Genomic DNA, 21,015 nt, shown 5'->3' with positions numbered 1-21,015 from the left:
TGAGAAGCAAGCGTTGCTCTGCTCCTCATCTTCATTTGTCTATTTCTTTAAACCTTCAAGCGTTTTTAACTGCTCGTCGTATTCCTCATCTTTTAAGCTCACATAACCTACTTCTTCAGCAAGCTCTCCTGCATTTTCAAGCGTAAACTTAACGTAGTCATATACTTGCTCTTTATCTTGTAATGCTCCAACACTTGCATACGTATATAGTGGACGAGATAATGGTGCATATTCACCGCTCATTACCGTTTCTTTTGTTGGTTCTACTGGGCCGTTTCCACCATCAATTGGTACAACTTTTAACTTATCTTTGTTCTCTGAGTAATACGCATAACCAAAGTAACCAATTGCGTTTTTATCACCCGTTACACCGTTTACTAATACGTTGTCATCCTCTGATAATGTTGCAGACTCTGTAATCTCTTTTCCATCTAAAATTACTTCATCAAAGTAATCAAATGTCCCAGAGTCATGTCCTGGAGAATAGAATTTAATTTCTTCATCTGGCCAACCTTCACGAATATCAGACCATTTTTTTGCTTTTCCATCGTTAACCCACATTTTTTCTAGTTCTTCAACTGTTAAATGATCAACCCAATCATTTTCTTTATTAACAACAACTGATAGTCCGTCGTAAGCTAGTTCAAACTCTTGAAAGTCTACTCCGCCCTCTTCAGCTGCTTTCTTTTCTTCATCTTTAATTGGACGAGATGCATTACTTAAATCCGTTTCACCTTTTGTGAATTTTTCAAATCCACCGCCCGTACCAGACAAACCAACGGATACTTGAACTCCAGGTTGAGTTGCCATATATTCTTCGCCAACTGCCTCCATGATTGGATACACAGTAGATGAACCATCAATTGCCACGTTTCCTTTTAACTGTTCACCTGACCCACCAGCGCCACTTCCTTGGCCACCGCCACATGCTGCTAGTGCAACTGTTGATCCAATTACTGCTGACATTGCTAGAAATTTAAAGCTTTTCATTCTCAAATTCCTCCTACGACATTTCGTTGTTTTGTCCTACAAGCTATACATTAAAGCCCAACTATTAATTCCGTTTTAAGCAAATGTAAAGCTTTTGTAAATCAAGGTCCTTTTACTTAAACTATTGGAAAAACAACAGTCCTTTTTCTTATTTTTGGATTTCATATTACTATTTAACTGATCTTTACTCCTTAATTTAGAGATATTATTTCCTTAAGAAAACAAGAGCATGCAAAAAAGACGCTGAGTTCCTCAGCGCCTTTTCCTTTTCTATTCTTCTGTATTTGTAGCTTCTGCATCAATTACTTGTTGCTGTTGTTCTTGTTCATCTACTTCTTTTTCACCTTTTTGCTTTAAATCAAAATATAAATCCATTGATTCTCGAGCTAGTTCTTTTGTAATATTGTTCGGGCTACTTGGTGTGAATGCAGACGGAACAACAACCGCCATTGCTACTTCTGGATTGTCAGCCGGAGCGTAAGCGATAAATGTTGAATTATTAATTGCAATTGGGTCGCCACCATTTGGGTTTTTCTCATAAGCCTGCGCCGTACCAGATTTACCTGCTGGATTATAAGAAGCACTTGCAAATGCTGCATATCCACTTCCACCTTGCTCTTGCGTAACACGTTTCATTCCGCTTTGTACAGCTTCAATATATTCCTGCTTCATAGTAATTCGGTTTAATACTTGTGTTTCAAACGAGTATTCAACACCACCAATTTCTTCTTCTTTAATTGTTGGCTTTCGAATCTCTTTTACAATCTGGGGCTTAATACGATAGCCACCGTTCGCAATTGTAGATGCATACTGTACAACTTGAAGAGGCGTATACGTATCATATTGACCAATAGCTAAGTCAAGAGCTGTACCTGGGATGCTGCTTCCGCCTTGAAAACCTGTTGCTTCATTGTCAAGCTCAATCCCAGTAGACACGCCAAGACCGAATTGACTATAGTACGAGCGAAGCTGCGCAAAGGTATCCGCTTTAATAGGTAAAGAACCATTATACTTATACTGAACATCAGCCATTGCCATAACCGTTTTAAACATAAATACGTTTGACGATTGCTTTAACGCGGTAGAGTAATTAATAGGCCCCATATTTTTAAAGGACTTCTTTTCTTTTGTTCCTGCAAACTTAATTGGCTCATCGACAAAAACAGTGTCTGTTGTGATGGCACCAGAATCAAACCCTGCTAGTACGGTAGCACCCTTTACTACTGAACCCATTGTATATGAAGTCGATAAATTCCCCAAGGCAAAATCTTCAATTTTAGCAGCACCTGTTTTAGAATCAGTTGTATATCTTTTCCCTGCCATTGTCAAAATCTCACCTGTATTTGGATCCATCATAATAACAAATGCTCGGTCTAAAAACCTTGTACCAGACATTTGTTTCTTCTCAATTAGTTGCTTTGTAATTGCTTCTTCTACTGCTTGTTGAAGCTCCATATCAATAGTTAATACTAAATCACTTCCGCGCTGCCCTTCAGTTAACTGTAAGGTATCGACAAGATTTCCGCTTCGATCCGTTACGTATTGAACCTGCTCTTTTTGACCTTTAAGCTGTGATTCGTATTCTTTTTCAAGATAGCTCGTACCAACTTGATCATTACGGCTGTATCCTCTGGACAAGTAGTAGTCTACTTTGTCTCTTGGAAGACCTTCATTGGCCGATGATACATTCCCCAGCAGTGTACGAAGCGTACCACCTTGTGGATAATAACGTTCCCAGTAAGTAGTTGTATCAACACCTGGAAGTTGCGATAGATTTTCACTAACAATAGCAAATTCAGCCGGAGTTACATTTTTCTTAATAATTTGAGGAGTTTGAGCATAACCTGCTTCCATTTGTCTTTTAATTGCCAAAACTTCTAAGTCGCCCGCTAATGTTTGTAAATCTCCCTCTGTAATACGACTTAACTGCCTGTTATAAAGCTCTTCATCCGTCATTTCTCCCGCTTCTACTTTGCTTCGATCACTATCACTGATTTTCTTTTCAGCTTCTTTTGGATTAAGCATAATCCAATAATCTTTTAGATCACGCTCTGTGATTTTCACAATATCTTCGGAATCTTTATCTACGTTTTTTTCCGGTACATCAATTGCATTCGTTGAGTACGAAACATCGATTAGCTTTGCTAGTTGTCGAGCAATTTTTAACCGTTCCTCCGCAGTATTTCCTTGGAAGCGTGTATATGTAATCGCATTTAATGGTGTATTGTCGACGATTACACGATTATAACGATCATACATTCTACCTCGTGGAACAGGAGTGTTAACGGTTACGTCCTCCGTACGTTCAACTTCACGTTGGTAACTTTCTCCATGTACAATTTGTACTAAACCTAAACGTAATATCAGTACCGAAAACAGTGCAAAGATGCCTAGAAATAAAATGTTCATTCGAAACGAGACATGACTTTTACGTTTATTTTTCTTTTTCATTTCTTCACCTACAATTTATCAGCATATATACAATCTCATCATAATTTTTTAAATTTGGCAAATAAATAGACACCCTAAAGGTGTCTATTTATGCTGTGTCTATTGTAAAAGAATTTTGTGTTGATTTCTATAGTACAAAGTAATTATCTATCCCCATTATGCTGGAGATTCACCGTCTCCTTCATTTAAAGCTGGCTGCGTAACCGGCTTAGGGGTATGCTTATTTGTAGGTTGAGAAATGTTGCGAACACAGAAGTAAATACAAGAGTGTCCTGCGCCAATAATGGCTAATAGTATGGGTAAACTTTGCTGTTCATTAAAAAAAACGACAGCGATGAGAAAAGAGCCAATTGAAATGATGCGTCCAATATTTAAAAAGACATCTCGAACCACAATATATTCAATACGTTTAGAAACAATATCTTTGGCTCGACCAATAACATCATATGTTAAGGACATATACGGTACCAGCAAAATAGGGTAGCCAATTGCAATACAAATTGCATATAAAATAAGGTTTGTGTACGATAAATTAAATAGCAGTAAAAAAACTGAACCGTATAGAAGAATTCCACCTGCTAAAATGAACTTTAAGCGATCTTTTTGTTTAATAAACCTAGAGGCAACATAATATGCAACAAAGGCTACAGCTGAGTTAACCAGACCAAACGTACCAAGTGCAAGTTCACTATCAGTTGTAATAAAGACCAATACTGACACTACAAAAATAAACGTACCTTCTCTAATTCCTTGAAATACATGTGCATATAAAATTCTGCGCCAGTCTCGATTATATTTTCTTTCCCTCAATACTTCTCTAAATTTATATACGCCCTCAGCTGGACGTCTTTGTAAAAAGAAGCTAAGGACAACCGCACTAACAAACATTAAAAGTGACACTCCAAAGACTACGCGATAACCGATGTATTCGTAAAGGCTAGCGATAATAAAACCTGCGCCTAGAGGGCCAATCATTCCGGCAAATGAGTTCAATACTCCGAGAAATCCGTTAAAAAAATCCCGTGTATCAGGTTCTGTAATTTCAAATGTTAATACGTTAAATGCTAACCAATAGAATCCATATCCTATTCCTAAAAGCGCACCGAGAAGAATTAAAAACTCATCAGCTCGGTCACCTACCATTAATACAACAATATAGAAAATAGACAGAAACGACACACCTAATCGAAGCACAACCACCCGATCGATTTTTTTAGCCCACCTTCCAGCTAAAATAAAGGTCAGTGGTTGAAAAATAACAATGACTAAGTTATAGATCGCTAAAGCAGAAAATTCTCCTGTTTGCTTCCATAAATACACATTTACAAACGAATTCGAAATTGAAATAGCTAAAGCATATAGCCCTCCAATAATAAGTAATAACAATAAATCTTTATTAACTTCTACATCTCCAACAACTTTCTTTAATAAAGGCATATAAAAAACTCCTTTTCTCTTCTACCCCTAGTGTGTGAAAAAGAAAAAGAGATATGTAAAAGAATTGGAAAACAAAAAAACCAGTAAAGGCAATAATTGCTTTACTGGTTTTTTTTATTATTTTGCTGCTGCGTAACGCTTTGCAACTTCATCCCATTTAATTACATTAAAGAATGCTGAAATGTAATCTGGACGACGGTTTTGGTAGTTTAGGTAGTAAGCATGCTCCCAAACGTCTAGTCCTAGGATTGGCGTTTTGCCTTCCATTAGTGGGCTATCTTGGTTTGGTGTGCTTGTTACTTCTAATTCTCCATTGTTTACAACTAACCAAGCCCAGCCAGAACCGAAGCGTGTAGTTGCGGCTTTAGCGAATGCATCTTTAAATGCATCAAAGCTTCCAAATTTGCTGCTGATTGCGTCTGCTAACTCACCTGTTGGCTCACCGCCACCGTTAGGGCAAAGAATTGTCCAAAATAGTGAATGGTTAGCATGTCCACCACCGTTGTTACGTACTGCTGTACGGATGTCTTCTGGTACAGCGTCCATGTTTGAGATTAACTCTTCAACGCTTTTAGAAGCTAAATCAGCTTTTCCTTCTACTGCTGCGTTTAAGTTTGTAACGTAAGTGTTATGATGTTTCGTATGGTGAATGTTCATCGTTTCTTTGTCGATGTGTGGTTCAAGTGCATCGTATGCATAAGGTAATTGTGGTAATTCGTAAGCCATGGGTAATTCCTCCTTTAAAATATGTACCTAATTTGGTGAAAGAAAATTCACCTCATGTTTTTAGATTAGCAAATTTAACCTACGCTTTCAATGAAAAAGCATCTAATCATCATTTATATTTACCCGATTCCCATTGTCTATCCTATTTAAACATAAAATTTTAGCTAAAAACAAAATAAAAAATCTTTCTTTACAATTGTAAAGAAAGATTTATCAGCAATATGTATGGCGGAGGAAGAGGGATTCGAACCCCCGCGGGCTTTAACACCCCTGTCGGTTTTCAAGACCGATCCCTTCAGCCGGACTTGGGTATTCCTCCAACCTTTTCATGGTGGACCCTGCAGGACTCGAACCTGCGACCGGACGGTTATGAGCCGTCTGCTCTAACCAGCTGAGCTAAGGGTCCATGGCTCCACAGGTAGGACTCGAACCTACGACCGATCGGTTAACAGCCGATTGCTCTACCACTGAGCTACTGTGGAATAATAATATGTAAACTTTGTCACTGAAAGGTATAGCGGCGGAGGGGATCGAACCCCCGACCTCACGGGTATGAACCGTACGCTCTAGCCAGCTGAGCTACACCGCCATGGCTCCACAGGTAGGACTCGAACCTACGACCGATCGGTTAACAGCCGATTGCTCTACCACTGAGCTACTGTGGAACGATATAACATTTATTAGCGACATTAAAAATTTAACATGATTTTAAATAAAAGTCAACAAATTATTATAAAACAACAATAAGGAAATATATAATCATTGCCGCTTGAATAATTCCTTTTGAAATGGCCCCGCTGAAAAAACCAACTAACGAACCAAAACCAATTTTCACAGCATTTTGAACACTAGTACGATGTACGACTAGCTCTCCAATCACCGCTCCTAAAAATGGACCAAGTAGTATCCCAATTCCAGGAATTAAAAACGGGCCAACCAATAACCCAATGGTGCTTCCCCAAATTCCTGCTTTTGTTCCACCAAACTTTTTAACCCCAATTAGATTTGCCAAATAATCAGCTGCAAAAAGCGCTGCTACAAGCAGACCTTGAATAAGTACAAACAAGAAGGTATATGGCTCAAAACTATAGAAGAAACCGTACAATAAAAACCCCAATGCTACAAACAGTACGCTTGGGATAATAGGATAGATTAATCCAATAAATGATACTACAAAACAAACTACAATGAGTGTCCAATATAAAAAGTCCAACTTAACACGTTCCCTTTCATCTCAATCTCTATTTGCCATTATCAAACAGTATACACCTTAACAACTTTTTTGATAATAATATTCCATAAAAAAGAGCGACCTTTTAATAAGTCGCTCTTTTTAGCTTATTTTTATTTAGATTTTTGAGCCACGCTTTTTTTATTTTCGCCTAATACCGCTTCTGCAATATTAACAGCATGATCTCCAATACGCTCTAAGTTACTGATAATGTCAACAAATACAATTCCAGCTGACCCTGTGCAAGCTCCTTCATTCAAGCGTAAAATATGCTTTTTACGAAGTGAACGCTCCATGCTGTCAATTTGATCTTCTTGCTGCATAACGTGAACAGCCTTTTCACGATCGTTGTGCTCTAGTGCTGCAACAGCTTCTTTAACTGTTGAAATTGTTAGTTCGAACATTTCTGCTAAATCTTTATTAGCTTCAGATGTTACTTTTACTTTGTTAGTGATTTGATAGTCAACGAGCTCAACGATATTTTCGAAATGATCTCCAATACGTTCAATATCACGAGCTGTGTCTAACAACATTGAATGCTCTTCACTTTCTGACGCTGACATAGAAGAAGAAGAAAGTAAAATTAAATAGTTGGTAATTTTTTTATCCAAATTATTAATAGCATCTTCAATTTGTAGAGCCATATCAGAATGCTTATGTTGCTTCGTTTTTAAATAATTGTTTGCTTCTTCTAATCCAATTGTTGAGAACTGTCCCATACGAACTAGCTCTTCTTTTGCTTGTCCTAACGCAATCGATGGTGATTGCTCAATAAAAACTGGATCTAGATGTTTCGGTTTAAAGTCAACTAGCGCATCGTCTCCAGGGATTGCTTTTGTTACGATATAAGCCAAGAAACCGATTAATGGGAACTGGATAATCGTGTTAGAAATATTAAATGCACCGTGCGCAAACGCAATCGTCATTTCTGGGTTTAAACTTAGCACCCCTTGTAGATAGATGATGAATTTAGTAAATACAGGTAAAATAATTAAGAAAATTACTGTACCCACAATATTAAATACAACATGGGTTAACGCTGCGCGTCTTGCCGCAACGCTTGCACCAATAGATGCTAAAATTGCTGTAATGGTAGTACCAATATTGTCACCAAATAATACCGGTAACGCTGCATAAATATCGATTGCTCCTTGTCCAAAAAGCTCCTGTAAGATACCAATTGTTGCACTTGAACTTTGAACGATAACTGTAAACACCGTACCAATGACAACACCTAAAATTGGATTATCACTCATGCTTACCGTTAAATCTTGAAACGCTTGAAGTGAACGGAGTGGCTTCATGCCATCACCCATTAGCTCTAGTCCAAAGAATAACATTCCAAAGCCAAACACAATTTGTCCAAAGTTTTGAACTGGCTTGCTCTTGAAGAAGAACAGTAGGAGAGCACCCACAGCTAAAATAGGTAACGCATAATCTGAAATTTTAATACCGATTATGAAAGCTGTAACGGTTGTTCCGATATTCGCTCCCATAATAACTCCAATTGCTTGACGTAAGTTCATAAAACCAGCACTTACTAACCCGACTGTAATAACGGTTGTTCCAGAACTACTTTGAATGAGTATGGTAACCAAAATCCCTGCAAGCACACCCATAAATGGATTTGTTGTAAAACGATCTAGTATATCGCGCAATTTATCTCCGGCTGACTTTTGTAAGCCATCACCCATGAATTTAATCCCAAACAGGAAAATCCCGAGGCCACCGATAAATTCAAATATCATCTTCTGAACATCTAGTTCCAAAGAATTCCACTCCTATCTCTACAGTTTCATTTTTCGACAGACATCTACAAGTCCCACATAATTATTAACGTAAAATAAATGTTGTGTAAACGCTGATTCTGAAAAATTTACATTATCTTAACATTTCATTTACATAACACAGCATCTACATAAAAAAAATCACCTTTTCGCACTTTCATTATGAATATAATGGTAAAATAAAAAGCAAATATTACTAAAATAAGGAGCTTTGTCCATGGAAATGTTTCGCCGCTTTTTAATGAGTACATACCTTCCAAAAAAAGTAGTGATGCTTAGATTTGAACATCCAAATAAAACCATCGGTTATGTTTTATTGTTAACTGCTTTCTCATTACTACCAGCTTTGCTTTTTATGATACCCACAATTGTAAGCGGTTATCAAAATGCCATTCAGTATATTACAACACCATCCACAACTGTTTACCTTGAAGATTACACACTTTACGAAGAAGGAAAAAGGAATATTTCTAGTTCTTCATTTACTCTAGATTCCACGACTACAACTGAGGAAGTTTCAATTACACCGCCTTTATACGGAATAGGATTGGTGAAAGATGGTGTCTTTCTTGCCATTAAAGGACAAGCACAAGTGTATTCATACGAACTTTTAGGTTGGGACTCTTTAAGCAAAGTGGATCTTTTACATCACTTAAAGGATATTAAAAATACGCTTTTTGTTTTTATTCCTCTCTCTGTCTTTTTATTATTTTGTTTAACAGCAGGATTAAAGTTTATTCAAATTACACTTTTCGCTGTAATTGGTCTGTACGCGAGTCGCTTCACCAAAAAAACAGTAACGTTCAAACACGCTTGGGTATTGAGTGCTTACAGCATTACTCCCATGACTGTTCTATTTATGATTATTGATTTATTCTCTTATTCTGCCCCTTACTCAACAAGCCTTTATTTAGCTGGAGTGCTATTTACGTATGTACTTATTTTATCGAGGCTTCCAATTAAAAAGGAAAAGGGTATCTCTTTAAACGCTTAAGAGGTACCCTTTATATTAATAAAAAAACTGAGCGACTTGCTGTAGCTTTTTGGAGAGTATGGTTAACTCTTGTGCTATTTACTCAGTGTTTTCAACATGCTTTCTTTAGCTATTAAAAGTATGTACAAAGCTCCGTGGTACTCGCAACCACTTCTTTGGAAACTGCCATTAAGCTTTCAGCGAATGGATTGATTTCTGATATCATGTATCTCATTTATCACACATAGATGCAACTTTGTTCCCTCTTTTAATTAGTAGTCCAAAGTATGAAAGAAGGTTGTAAACTCTATATAAAGAAATTGTTCTTTTCAAATGAAAAACTACTTCAGTTTCACCTTTACAACTTTTCTCTTTCCGATATCAACTGAGCTGAAGATTCGTAAAATCAGCCATCCGCCCGCTATGAGCAAAGTTAGAAAACTATACATGTACATGCTTTTTTCATTTACCATCCAAACTCCATATACGATGGGTCCTAAAGCAACACCTAGAAACCGGGTTGTGCCGTATAATGACACAACAAACCCTCTTTCTGCATCTGAAGTTGTAGACGTAATCATCATGTTCACACACGGCAACACAAAGCCAAGCCCGCCAAAAGCAAGCGTCAAGCTAAACATTAAAACAGAAAGAGAATGGACAAAAATAAGCAAACCAAACGTTACAAATAATAAACTTGTACCTAGAAGCATTAATTTCTTCATTAAGACCTCATCGTTTTTAATTCGTTTTCCACTCCAATAAGAAGCAAGGGTCATCGCAGTGAGAGGGAAGAAAAAAGCTGTCCCTTTAAAAAAGCCATCGATATGATACGTTTCTTGAATTAAAAAGGATAGAAAGTACAGAACACCAAAGACAATAAACAGCCCTACCCCTCCTATAAAAAAAAGAGGAAACAATTCTCTCTTCCGTTGATAAACAATCCGAAAGGCTTGTTGAAAATAAGCTCGAATTCCTAACGCATTTTCACTGTTCTTTACATTTTCTACGTATCGATTAATACCTAAAAAAGCCATTAATGCAACCAAAGGATAGACAATGAAAACGGCAGACCATGTTACGAGCGCAACAGTCGCACCTATAATAGGAGCAATGACTTTTCCAACTCCGTTATATACTTCTAACAATCCTAATGCCGTCGCCCGCTTGTCATTATGAAACACATCACCTACTAAAGCCATTGCAAGAGTTGTCGTACCTGCTGCTCCTATTCCCTGTATTACTCGCCCTCCAATTAATATTGAAAACGCCTGACTTGGTATTGCCATACTAAAAAAAGATACAATACTTCCTACCATAATAAAAGTTAACGAAATTAAGATAAGTTTTTTTCTACCATAACGATCTGATAAGATACCTGCAATTGGAATTAAGATGGCTGCTGGAATTGTAAAAGCACTTAAGATAAAGCCCGTTTGTAATTCATTTAAATCCAAGGACTGCTGAATATTTGGTAACAGAGGAATCAAGGTAGAATTCCCCAGAACCATAATGAGCGGTAATAGTCCTAGTGAAATCATCATTAATTTTTCTTTCAAAATAAATTCTCCATTCATAGTTAAAGTTGGACAAGCATAAGCTATAACACCCTGTTTATTTAAAATTTGCTTTCAGGAGGAGCTTATGAAAAGACTATCTGCCCTTGCCGCTCTCGCATTTGTTGGTTATATTTGTCATTATGATATTAAATATGGTACGATTCCTTCCTCAACTGAAGCTGCTCCTGTTCTGGCAAATGTTGAGAAAGAACAGCCAACACAAACAACAACACATTTTATAGAAGTAAAAGTAAAAGCTGGAGATACGGTATTGTCTATTATGGAAAAGTCATTAAAAGGTTCTATTCCCGTTTCAATCAATCAGCTGTCAAAAGACTTTACCACTTTAAATAACGGGCTTTCTCCACATGAAATCCAAGTTGGAAAAACATATAAATTCCCTACTTACAAGTAATTACAGCATACTTCTTGTCAAACAAAGATTGTCATTGTTAAAATAAACAGGCAACACTTTATACTAGTTATTTTATCTATAAAGAGTTATTCTATTAATGAATCTAAATTCTTGATTTCTTTTTGAAGGAGAGATTATCACGTGAGTGAAATTATACATCGTACAAAAACACGCCCTGTTAAAGTTGGAAATTTAACAATCGGTGGCAATAATGAAGTAGTTATCCAAAGTATGACAACAACAAAGACACATGATGTTGAAGCAACGGTCGCTGAGATTAAGCGCCTAGAAGAAGCAGGCTGTCAAGTTGTTCGCGTAGCTTGCCCAGATGAGCGCGCAGCAAATGCTATTGCAGATATTAAAAAACAAATTAACATCCCTTTAGTTGTTGACATTCATTTCGATTACCGTCTTGCTTTAAAAGCAATTGAAGGCGGAGCTGATAAAATCCGAATTAATCCAGGAAACATTGGACGCCGTGAAAAAGTTGAAGCTGTTGTTAACGCTGCAAAAGCTAAAGGCATTCCAATTCGTATTGGAGTTAACGCAGGCTCACTTGAAAAGCGTATTCTAGATAAATACGGATATCCAACAGCTGATGGAATGGTTGAAAGTGCATTACATCACATTAAAATTCTAGAAGATCTAGACTTCCACGATATCATCGTATCTATGAAGGCTTCTGATGTAAACCTGGCAATTGAAGCATATGAAAAAGCAGCAAAAGCTTTTGATTATCCTTTACACTTAGGTATCACAGAGTCTGGTACGTTATTTGCAGGAACAGTAAAAAGTGCTGCTGGATTAGGTGCTATCCTATCCAAAGGTATTGGAAATACCGTTCGCGTATCTTTGAGTGCTGATCCTGTTGAAGAGGTAAAAGTGGCTCGCGAATTATTAAAATCATTCGGCTTAGCAGCTAACGCAGCGACTTTAATTTCTTGTCCTACATGTGGACGCATTGAAATCGACCTTATTAGCATCGCAAACGAAGTTGAAGAGTATATTTCACATATTAAAGCACCGATTAAAGTTGCTGTATTAGGTTGTGCAGTAAATGGACCTGGTGAAGCTCGCGAGGCAGATATCGGAATAGCTGGTGCAAGAGGTGAAGGATTGCTCTTCCGCAAAGGAGAAATCGTTCGCAAGGTTCCAGAAGAAACAATGGTTGAAGAGTTGAAAAAAGAAGTCGATAAGATTGCTGAAGAATATTATGAAAAGCAAAAAGCAGAACAAAACACTTAAAAAACAGGGTACCCAAACGGTACCCTGTTTTCTTTGTTAAAAGAACGGGAGGATAAAGGTTCCCACAATAATGGATACAATCCCAATCCCTATTGCCCATGCTCCTAACGTGTTTGCTCCTTTTCTTCGTGCGATAAACCCTAAAATAATCCCAGCTGCGCCAAGGATAATTGGCAAGAAAAATAACGAAAGAATGGATAGGATCAGCGCAAAGCGCCCATACCCTTTTCCTTCATCTTGACCAACTACTTCATGTTCACGATGAATATGCTCTTCACGTCCTGAAGCTGGAACTGCTATCTCAGCAGCTGTTTCTTCCATAAAGTCCGCTTCGTACGCGTCGTAATCTGTATCCTTACGTCGTTCATGCTGCTCATTCTCCATGTCTATCCCTCACTTTCTGAAATAAAGGAGCATTTATAGTATGTGATGTCATCTTAAAATTATAGTTGTTAATGTTTTCTTACTTTAGTACACTTAACATAACAAACCGCTAGAGAAGATTTTACAGATTGGAGTGCAATTGTTTGTCTAAACGATTTGGAATTGATATTGATGGAACAGTTACTTCACCCGAAACATTTGTTCCTCATTTAAATAAAGCATTTAATGCAAATTTAACTTACGAAGATATTACGGAGTATGATTTCTTACCTTTTGTAAATGCTACTCGTGAAGAATTAGCACAATGGTTTACAGACAACGAAGCCGCAATTTACAAGTCATCCCCTCTTGCTTCCCACGCAAAAGAAATTTTACAACAGTGGCATAAGCAGCATGAACTTTTTTTTATCAGTGCTCGCTCAGATAAACTATTAGATGTGACGAAAAATTGGTTTAATGAACATGATGTATCGTTTCATCATATTGAACTTATTGGAACACATTTCAAAGTAGAAGCAGCAAAAAAGTACAAAGTGGATATATTCTTTGAAGACAAACATGACAATGCTTGTGATATAAGTGAAGAGTGTGATATACCTGTCATTCTTTTTGATACGCCATATAACCGTCTTCCAGTGCCTTCAAAAGTTGTACGAGTTCACAATTGGTTAGAAGCAAATGAATGGGTAAACAATTGGATCAAAAAGCAATCGTAATGACAAAAACAAAAGGCGAACTTAGCTAAGTTCGCCTTCTTTTTATCAAATTCAGTTTACCACTTGCTCGTTACAATCCGTACACTTACCGTAGATTTCAAATTTATGTCCCGTTACATCGAATCCCTCTAAATCTTCGTTTACATACTTCATTGGACAAGCATCAATTTCTTTTGTTTTGCCACATTGTAAGCAAATAAAGTGATGATGGTGGTGTTTAGTTGCACATTTAAAGCGGAAATGCTTTTCACTTGAAAGCTCCGTCATCTCTAATATGCCAAGGTCTGCAAATAGTGATAAGTTACGATAAATAGTATCAAAGCTAAGACCTGGATAATCCAATCGCATATGCTCTAACACATCTTTAGCCGTTAAATACTTATCCGTTTTTGAAAACAACGCAAGCATTTCTTCTCGTTTTCCAGTATGCTTATATCCTTCATCTTTTAACAAATTAATTGCTTCTGACAAATTCATTTTCTTTTCCCCTTTCGCCCTTTGTTAATCATGATTGATATAATTAAAATTATAACAGCAATGACAACAATTGTACCTCCGGGAGCTAAATCTAAATAGTAAGCTGAAAACAATCCACCTAGTACGGATACTTCTCCAAAAATGACCGATAATAAAATGGTTTGTTTGAAACCATTAGCTAAGCGAATGCTCGCTGCTACCGGGAGCGTCATTAAGGATGACACTAATAAAATCCCAACAATTCGCATGGAAACCGCAATAACTAAAGCAACCATTACGATAAATAAAAAATGCACCCATTTCGCTTTAATGCCAGATGCTGACGCATGCTCTTCATCAAAGGATAAAATAAACAATTCTTTATAAAATACGAAAACGAGCGTAATAACTACTACCGCAATACCAATAACCGTCCATAAATCTGATCGGCTTACAGCGCTGACGCTACCAAACAAATAATTCATTAAGTCATTGTTAAAGCCATCTGCTAATGAAATGCAAATGGCGCTAATTCCTATTCCGCCCGATAAAATAATGGGAATGGCTAATTCTTGGTAATGCTTGTAAACCGCACGTAGCTTTTCAATGAAAAGCGATCCTCCAACCGAAGCAACCATTCCTAAATATAGTGGATTTACCCCTTGCATAAACCCTACTTTCTGACTCAATAACAAACTAAAAGAAATGCCGGCAAGAGTTACATGGCTAAGTGCATCTGCAATAAGAGAAAGGCGGCGCACAACGATAAAAGCGCCTAAAAGCGGAGCTAAGACCCCAATGATCATTCCCGTTGCAAATGCATTGCGTAAAAATTCAAATTCAAATAAGCTTGCAATCATGCGTGCTGCCCTCCATGGTCATGGTGATGAGTTAACATATGAACGTCATGTCCATAAAACATGGATACATCATGCTCACAAAACGTTTCAAAGTCCTTTGATTCCCCATGAAAATGTAAAAATTTATTTAAACACGCAACGTGCGTTACTTTATCAGTAATCGTTCCAATATCATGTGTAACAAGTAACAGAGTAATTCCGTGCTCCTTATTTAGTTTTTCTAATAATTGATAAAAATTTTGAACATTTTGAGCATCCACACCAACCGTAGGCTCATCTAATATGAGTAGCTCCGGGTCACTTACAAGAGCACGTGCGATGAAAATGCGCTGTTGCTGCCCACCCGATAACTCACCTATGTTTCGATTTATAAACTCACTCATACCAACAGCAGCTATTGCTTCTTTAACTTTTTTTCGATGTGCTGGTGTCATAAACTTAAACAATCCAATCTTAGATGTTAGCCCTGTTGATACAACTTCAAATACCGTTGCGGGAAAACCGCTGTTAAAGCTATTTGCTTTTTGTGACACATAGCCAATTTTGCTTCGCTCTTTAAATTTTCTTTGTTCTGTTCCAAATAAGCGAATTAACCCTTTTGAAGGCTTCTGCAGTCCCAGAATACATTTAATGAGCGTTGATTTTCCAGAACCATTTGGACCTACAAGTCCTAAAAAGGATCCTTTTGGAATTGAAAAGCTAATGTCCTCTAAAACATATCTCCCATCATATTGGAACGATAATTGTTCAACTTCAATAGCATTCGCTATACTCATATTTATCACCATTCTTTTCTATATTTAAGCACGACGAACAGGGCACGGTTTCATTATTTTAGCCGTTACCCCATTCACGTCAGAATCGTTACGATTTAATCATTCTAGTAGTATACCTCAATCCTACTTTGTTGTAAATGTTAATACATAAAGAAAATCAGCACATGTTGCACTTTCCCTCATACAATGTATATAACGAGGAGGGATTGACATGAAATTAGTTCAACAAATCGTTAACAAAAAAGTGAATAGCTTAACACCAAACGAGTTGCTTAAATATAGTAAACAGTATAATGTGTTTATTACACCCGAGCAGGCTCATACTCTTGTGAACGTCATTAGGCAAAAACCTGTAAACATTTATAATGAAGCTGAGCGTCGTTATTTAATTAAGCAAATTGCTCAAGTAACAGATCGGGAAACAGCTAAAAAGGTCAATGAGCTGTTCCAAAAACTGATGTAACATAAACAAAGAATCTAGGAAAACGAAATGATTCTTTCTCAAACACGACTTATGCCTTTTCTAAAATCTTTTAGGCTGCAATAACAAGCTCATTCCATGATGCTGCAGACACTCGCTTTTCGCAGGGAGGAACCTGGTTCTCCTCGCTGTGCTGCGGGGTCTCAGCCTTTCCTCTAGTTCCCTCTGGAGCTATGTATCTTACGCTCCATTCCACTAGGCTTTTTAACTTATTTTTGGAACAAATAAAAAGATACCCAAACTATTAAAAGTCGTTACCTTCCACTAGTTCGGATATCTCGTTCGCTCAAATACTTATGTCTCAGCTTATTTTAACTGTTAGTTCATCAGCTTATTTTGTAACTCGGGATCGAATACTTTTGCTTTTAACATATCAATTTCAAGCTTATATGGTGCTTTTTTCGTCTTTTTATCCACGCCAACGTACGGTGTTTCTAGAATCTTCGGCACATCTGCAAATGCTGGATGATGAACAATGTAATTTAACGCGTCAAAGCCAATATGACCAAAGCCAATATTTTCATGTCGGTCTTTTTTAGCCCCACAGCTATTTTTACTATCGTTAACATGCAGTACTTTAATACGATCAATCCCCACCATTTTATCAAATTCATTTAATACTCCATCAAAATCGTTCACAATATCATATCCTGCATCGTGAACGTGGCATGTATCAAAACAAACCGATAACTTTTCGTTATGCGTAACACCATCAATGATCATAGCAATTTCCTCAAAACTTCGTCCACATTCAGATCCTTTTCCCGCCATTGTTTCTAAGGCAATCTGTACTTCTTGGTCTGGGCGAAGCACTTCATTTAATCCGCTGATAATCTGCTTGATACCTGTTTCTGTGCCAGCTCCTACATGAGCTCCTGGGTGAAGTACAATTTGGCGAGCACCAAGAGCATGGGTACGCTGAATTTCTGAAGTTAAAAACTCTACTCCAAGCTCAAACGTGGCTGGATTTGTTGTATTACCAATATTAATGATATATGGAGCATGCACAACGATGTTATCAATACCGTTTTCTTTCATATGCTGTAGACCAGCTTCAATGTTTAGCTCTTCAATTTTTTTACGCCTTGTGTTTTGAGGAGCGCCCGTATAAATCATAAACGTATTAGCTCCATACGAAACAGCTTCTTCACTAGCCCCAAGCAGCATCTTTTTCCCACTCATTGATACGTGCGAACCGATTTTTAACATGTTGTTACCACCTCTGTTTTATCGATTATTGCGGCGCTCGCTTCTCTTTTTCTTTTGAACAAACTTTTGAATTTCACGAGCACGTTTTTTCTTATAGCCAGGTTTTACTTTCTTTGGCTTTTGAATTAAGCGACTTGCTTCTTTATCAACATCATCCGTTTTTTTCTGACGTTTTTTACGACGGTTGCGGTCATCAATTGAAATCCATTCACCGTTTTTCAAGTCTTTGTTCACAAACTCTATTCCCATTTTCTCAAGTCGAATCACCGCATCTTCATCTTCTACATCATACATTGTAGCAGCAATCCCTGAATATCCAGCACGTGCTGTACGTCCTACGCGGTGAATATAAAAATCTAGATCTGAAGGAAGTTCAAAGTTAATTACGTGACTAATGCCCTCGATGTCAATACCGCGAGCTGCTAAATCTGTTGCTACAACGTATTGAAACTCTAGGTTTGAAATTTGTTTCATCATCTTCTTACGATCACGTGGCGTTAAATCCCCATGAATACGCCCTACACGAAGGCCTTTTGCCATTAAATCATCCGCTACTTCATCAGCCATCTTCTTCGTGTTGGTAAACACAATGGCTAAGTATGGATTATAAGAAATAAGCATATCGTGTAAAAGTTTAAACTTGTTACGATGACGAAGGGGTACTAATACATGCTCTAGCTTAGCTGCTGCTACTTGATTTGGTGCCACATGAGAATATTTAGGGTTATCCATATATTTTTTCAAGAATGGCTTTAATTTCTCTGGAATTGTAGCTGAGAATACAAGCATTTGAAGCTTTTCAGGCATGCTGCTTGCCAAACGATCTACATCTTCTAAAAAGCCCATATCAAGCATTAAATCCGCTTCATCTACAACGATTGCTGCAGTCGTATGAACAAATAACGCTTTTTCATTTACTAAATCAAATAGACGTGAAGGTGTTCCAACTACAATTTGTGGCTGTTTTTTTAACTTTTCAATCGTACGCTGCTTGTCTGTTCCACCAATAAAACATTTTGCTGTAATTTCTTTTCCTTCTTCACAGTATTTCGTAATCTTTAATACTTCTTGATAAATTTGTGAAGCTAGCTCACGTGTTGGAGCTGCAATAACAACCTGTACTTCTTGCTTTGCCGGATTCACTTTTTCTAAAAGAGGAAGTAAATATGCATGTGTTTTACCTGTTCCTGTTTGCGACTGACCAATAACGCTGTCTCCTTTTAAAACTGATGGAATCAAGCGTTCTTGAATTTCTGTTGGGTTATAAAACCCTAATTGCTTAATTGCTTCTATTAAAAATGGCTGTAGCTCAAAACGTTCAAAGTTAGTTTTTTCCATATTAAATCTCCTTTTTTTACTGTCACGTTCAATTTTAAACACAATATATGATTATAATCCATTTTGCTCTCGCTGACTACTGATCATTTTGATTCTAAAAACTTATGTTGGGTTTTGCAAACATTTTCGGTACAAATGCATAGGATAAAGAAGAAGTTTACTAACCTAAAGGAGGTGCGCTCTTTGATTCCAAGAAGACCATCCTTTCCCCCTCGTATGCAGAGCCCGTTTGGACCTACTAATACTCAACAAACATTCTTCCCGAATACACAGGGAATCAACCCTCAAGGAACGCCTCGTGGTCCAGGAAATTTGCTAGCTCGTATATTTGGAAGAGGTCGTGCTGGTGCCAGAGGCACTGAAGCCTTTGGAGGTTCTGGAGCTGCTGGAGCTCAAAGGATGATTCCACCTACTTCTCTATTCAATACGGTTCAAAGTGCAGCTACACCCGCATCGTCTGCTTCATTATTAAGCAATTTACAAAATTTAACGAACCCTGCTACGCTGAGCTCCATGATGACCAATATTCAAAAGGTTATTAAAGTGGCTGAAACAATGGGGCCAATGGTACAACAGTACGGACCACTCGTTAAAAACGCTCCGTCTCTTATAAAAATGTATCAGCTACTACGCACAGCGGATACAGGTGAAGAGGAAGAAACTGACGCAAGTAACAATAGCGAAGAAAAAAACAATGAAGGAAGCACCCAAATTAATAATTCTAAAGAAAACGAGAACGAAAAAGAAAAGAATTTAGAAAGCGACGAATTTAATTTTGATGATGAAGAAATTAAACCCGTTAAAAAAGTACGCCAATCAACGCCAAAGCTTTATATTTAACAAAAGAAAGGTAGAGAGGTTAACATCTACCTTTTATACATATTGTCACCCAAAAAGAAAGACTAATGTCAATTATAGAGAGGAAGCATTACACGACCAATATATCCTTTGTATTATTGTTCATGCTTTTATATAATAGAAAGGAGTTTACAAATACTCGTCACCTTATGATGAGGAGGATACTAATGAAAGTTATAAAAATTGCTCCACGCGGCTATTGCTATGGAGTTGTTGATGCAATGGTTATTGCACGCAACGCAGCTTTGGATACATCCCTTCCACGCCCAATTTATATATTAGGCATGATTGTGCATAACAAACACGTAACAGACGCGTTTGAAGAAGATGGAATCATTACCCTAGACGGTGCAAATCGTTTAGAGATTTTAGATAAAATTAATGAAGGTACGGTCATTTTTACAGCTCATGGTGTATCACCAGAAGTAAAAGAGCGCGCAAAAGAAAAAGGACTTGTTACAATTGACGCAACGTGCCCAGACGTAACCAAAACACATGACCTTATTCTTGCAAAAGAGAAAGAAGGCTATGAAGTCGTTTATATCGGTAAAAAAGGCCATCCTGAGCCGGAAGGAGCAGTGGGTATTGCGCCTCACATCGTTCATCTAATTGAAAAAGAAGAAGATGTAGAATCCCTTGATATTACAAGAGATAAAATCATTGTGACGAATCAAACAACAATGAGCCAATGGGACGTAGCCGATGTGATTGAAAAAGTTCAGGAGAAATACCCTCATGCTGAAGTGCATAAAGAAATTTGTCTAGCAACACAAGTACGTCAAGAAGCGGTAGCAGAACAAGCTGGAGAAGCTGACGTGACAATTGTTGTTGGTGATCCAAAAAGTAATAATTCTAACCGTCTAGCGCAAGTTTCTGAAGAGATTGCTGGAACAAAAGCTTATCGTATTAGCGATATTTCTGAGCTTAAAGTAGCTTGGTTGAAAGATGCTACTTCAGTCGCTGTAACGGCTGGTGCATCCACTCCTACGCCAATTACAAAAGAAGTCATTAAGTTTCTAGAGCAGTTTGACCCTGCTGACGAAACAACATGGACACTTGAAAAAACTGTTCCATTATCGAAAATCTTACCAAAAGTACGTACGAAAAAATCATCCTAAAAAAG

Annotated in this window: 20 protein-coding genes and 5 tRNA genes; 7 read left to right on the top strand and 18 right to left on the bottom strand. The window is 37.5% G+C overall.

Annotation, left to right across the window (positions count from 1 at the left end; genetic code table 11):
• Positions 1-39 precede the first annotated feature (39 nt).
• The 11 genes from V2145_RS02160 to V2145_RS02110 all read right to left on the bottom strand — a co-directional run bounded on the left by V2145_RS02160 (position 40) and on the right by V2145_RS02110 (position 8,604).
• Positions 40-990 (bottom strand): PstS family phosphate ABC transporter substrate-binding protein, encoded by a 951-nt coding sequence (locus V2145_RS02160; RefSeq protein WP_330987284.1) that lies wholly within the window; start codon positions 988-990, stop codon positions 40-42.
• Between the two features lie 270 nt (positions 991-1,260).
• Entirely contained in the window at positions 1,261-3,441 is a 2,181-nt protein-coding gene (locus V2145_RS02155; protein ID WP_094910813.1) for a peptidoglycan D,D-transpeptidase FtsI family protein, read from the bottom strand.
• A 156-nt stretch (positions 3,442-3,597) separates the two neighbouring features.
• Positions 3,598-4,878 (bottom strand): MFS transporter, encoded by a 1,281-nt coding sequence (locus tag V2145_RS02150; protein WP_131888303.1) that lies wholly within the window; start codon positions 4,876-4,878, stop codon positions 3,598-3,600.
• Between the two features lie 117 nt (positions 4,879-4,995).
• Positions 4,996-5,604 (bottom strand): superoxide dismutase SodA, encoded by a 609-nt coding sequence (sodA, locus tag V2145_RS02145; RefSeq protein WP_025911589.1) that lies wholly within the window; start codon positions 5,602-5,604, stop codon positions 4,996-4,998.
• A 226-nt stretch (positions 5,605-5,830) separates the two neighbouring features.
• A tRNA-Ser gene (locus V2145_RS02140) sits at positions 5,831-5,923 on the bottom strand.
• Between the two features lie 10 nt (positions 5,924-5,933).
• Positions 5,934-6,010 (bottom strand) — tRNA-Ile (locus V2145_RS02135).
• 1 nt (position 6,011) lies between these two features.
• Positions 6,012-6,086, bottom strand: a tRNA-Asn gene (locus V2145_RS02130).
• A gap of 33 nt (positions 6,087-6,119) precedes the next feature.
• Positions 6,120-6,193, bottom strand: a tRNA-Met gene (locus tag V2145_RS02125).
• 1 nt (position 6,194) lies between these two features.
• A tRNA-Asn gene (locus tag V2145_RS02120) sits at positions 6,195-6,269 on the bottom strand.
• A 65-nt stretch (positions 6,270-6,334) separates the two neighbouring features.
• The gene (locus V2145_RS02115; RefSeq protein WP_094910814.1) at positions 6,335-6,817 is read right to left on the bottom strand and encodes a DUF456 domain-containing protein; all 483 of its coding nucleotides are present in this window, start codon (positions 6,815-6,817) and stop codon (positions 6,335-6,337) included.
• Between the two features lie 131 nt (positions 6,818-6,948).
• Positions 6,949-8,604 (bottom strand): Na/Pi cotransporter family protein, encoded by a 1,656-nt coding sequence (locus V2145_RS02110; protein WP_330987283.1) that lies wholly within the window; start codon positions 8,602-8,604, stop codon positions 6,949-6,951.
• A gap of 235 nt (positions 8,605-8,839) precedes the next feature.
• Here V2145_RS02110 and V2145_RS02105 point away from each other — a divergent pair, with 235 nt between their 5' ends.
• Positions 8,840-9,616, top strand: coding sequence for a DUF1189 domain-containing protein (locus tag V2145_RS02105; RefSeq protein WP_330987282.1), 777 nt, complete (start codon positions 8,840-8,842; stop codon positions 9,614-9,616).
• Between the two features lie 320 nt (positions 9,617-9,936).
• On the opposite strand, the gene V2145_RS02100 is transcribed toward V2145_RS02105, so the two are convergent.
• Entirely contained in the window at positions 9,937-11,154 is a 1,218-nt protein-coding gene (locus V2145_RS02100) for an MFS transporter (protein ID WP_330987281.1), read from the bottom strand.
• A gap of 85 nt (positions 11,155-11,239) precedes the next feature.
• On the opposite strand from V2145_RS02100, the gene V2145_RS02095 reads away from it, so the two are divergent.
• Together V2145_RS02095 and ispG are read left to right on the top strand one after the other, a co-directional pair.
• Positions 11,240-11,569: a LysM domain-containing protein gene (locus tag V2145_RS02095; RefSeq protein WP_094910817.1), complete on the top strand. Its 330-nt coding sequence runs from the start codon at positions 11,240-11,242 to the stop codon at positions 11,567-11,569.
• A gap of 150 nt (positions 11,570-11,719) precedes the next feature.
• The gene (ispG, locus tag V2145_RS02090) at positions 11,720-12,814 is read left to right on the top strand and encodes a flavodoxin-dependent (E)-4-hydroxy-3-methylbut-2-enyl-diphosphate synthase (protein ID WP_210610689.1); all 1,095 of its coding nucleotides are present in this window, start codon (positions 11,720-11,722) and stop codon (positions 12,812-12,814) included.
• 36 nt (positions 12,815-12,850) lie between these two features.
• Here the strand turns inward: ispG and V2145_RS02085 are convergent, their stop codons facing one another.
• Positions 12,851-13,198 (bottom strand): DUF4190 domain-containing protein, encoded by a 348-nt coding sequence (locus V2145_RS02085; RefSeq protein WP_094910819.1) that lies wholly within the window; start codon positions 13,196-13,198, stop codon positions 12,851-12,853.
• A 143-nt stretch (positions 13,199-13,341) separates the two neighbouring features.
• On the opposite strand from V2145_RS02085, the gene V2145_RS02080 reads away from it, so the two are divergent.
• Entirely contained in the window at positions 13,342-13,914 is a 573-nt protein-coding gene (locus tag V2145_RS02080) for a 5' nucleotidase, NT5C type (RefSeq protein WP_094910820.1), read from the top strand.
• A 51-nt stretch (positions 13,915-13,965) separates the two neighbouring features.
• Here V2145_RS02080 and V2145_RS02075 read toward each other — a convergent pair whose 3' ends face one another.
• The 3 genes from V2145_RS02075 to V2145_RS02065 are packed head-to-tail and all read right to left on the bottom strand — an operon-like array spanning position 13,966 to position 16,006.
• On the bottom strand, positions 13,966-14,391 hold the full coding sequence (locus V2145_RS02075) for a Fur family transcriptional regulator (protein WP_094910821.1): 426 nt from the start codon (positions 14,389-14,391) through the stop codon (positions 13,966-13,968).
• Positions 14,388-15,230 carry a metal ABC transporter permease gene (locus V2145_RS02070; RefSeq protein WP_330987280.1) on the bottom strand — a complete coding sequence of 281 codons (843 nt, stop codon included), beginning with the start codon at positions 15,228-15,230 and terminating at the stop codon, positions 14,388-14,390. The genes V2145_RS02075 and V2145_RS02070 overlap by 4 nt, the downstream gene beginning before the upstream one ends.
• Entirely contained in the window at positions 15,227-16,006 is a 780-nt protein-coding gene (locus V2145_RS02065) for a metal ABC transporter ATP-binding protein (RefSeq protein WP_247600450.1), read from the bottom strand. Before V2145_RS02065 ends, V2145_RS02070 begins: the two co-directional genes overlap by 4 nt.
• Positions 16,007-16,217: 211 nt before the next feature.
• On the opposite strand from V2145_RS02065, the gene V2145_RS02060 reads away from it, so the two are divergent.
• Positions 16,218-16,469 carry a DUF2624 domain-containing protein gene (locus V2145_RS02060; protein WP_094910824.1) on the top strand — a complete coding sequence of 84 codons (252 nt, stop codon included), beginning with the start codon at positions 16,218-16,220 and terminating at the stop codon, positions 16,467-16,469.
• Between the two features lie 336 nt (positions 16,470-16,805).
• On the opposite strand, the gene V2145_RS02055 is transcribed toward V2145_RS02060, so the two are convergent.
• A complete protein-coding gene (locus V2145_RS02055) occupies positions 16,806-17,696 on the bottom strand; it encodes a deoxyribonuclease IV (RefSeq protein WP_330987279.1) in 891 nt (296 codons plus the stop codon).
• A gap of 18 nt (positions 17,697-17,714) precedes the next feature.
• Positions 17,715-19,034, bottom strand: a complete 1,320-nt coding sequence (locus V2145_RS02050) for a DEAD/DEAH box helicase (RefSeq protein ID WP_330987278.1) — start codon at positions 19,032-19,034, stop codon at positions 17,715-17,717.
• Positions 19,035-19,217: 183 nt separating this feature from the next.
• On the opposite strand from V2145_RS02050, the gene vrrA reads away from it, so the two are divergent.
• Both vrrA and V2145_RS02040 read left to right on the top strand, forming a co-directional pair.
• Positions 19,218-19,874, top strand: coding sequence for a VrrA/YqfQ family protein (vrrA, locus tag V2145_RS02045; RefSeq protein ID WP_330987277.1), 657 nt, complete (start codon positions 19,218-19,220; stop codon positions 19,872-19,874).
• Between the two features lie 185 nt (positions 19,875-20,059).
• Entirely contained in the window at positions 20,060-21,010 is a 951-nt protein-coding gene (locus tag V2145_RS02040) for a 4-hydroxy-3-methylbut-2-enyl diphosphate reductase (RefSeq protein ID WP_311856653.1), read from the top strand.
• Positions 21,011-21,015: the final 5 nt, after the last annotated feature.

The organism is Priestia sp. GS2 (assembly GCF_036409025.1).
Classification (GTDB): Bacteria; Bacillota; Bacilli; order Bacillales; family Bacillaceae_H; genus Priestia; species Priestia aryabhattai_A.
This window is presented reverse-complemented; position numbering and strand designations above follow the sequence as displayed.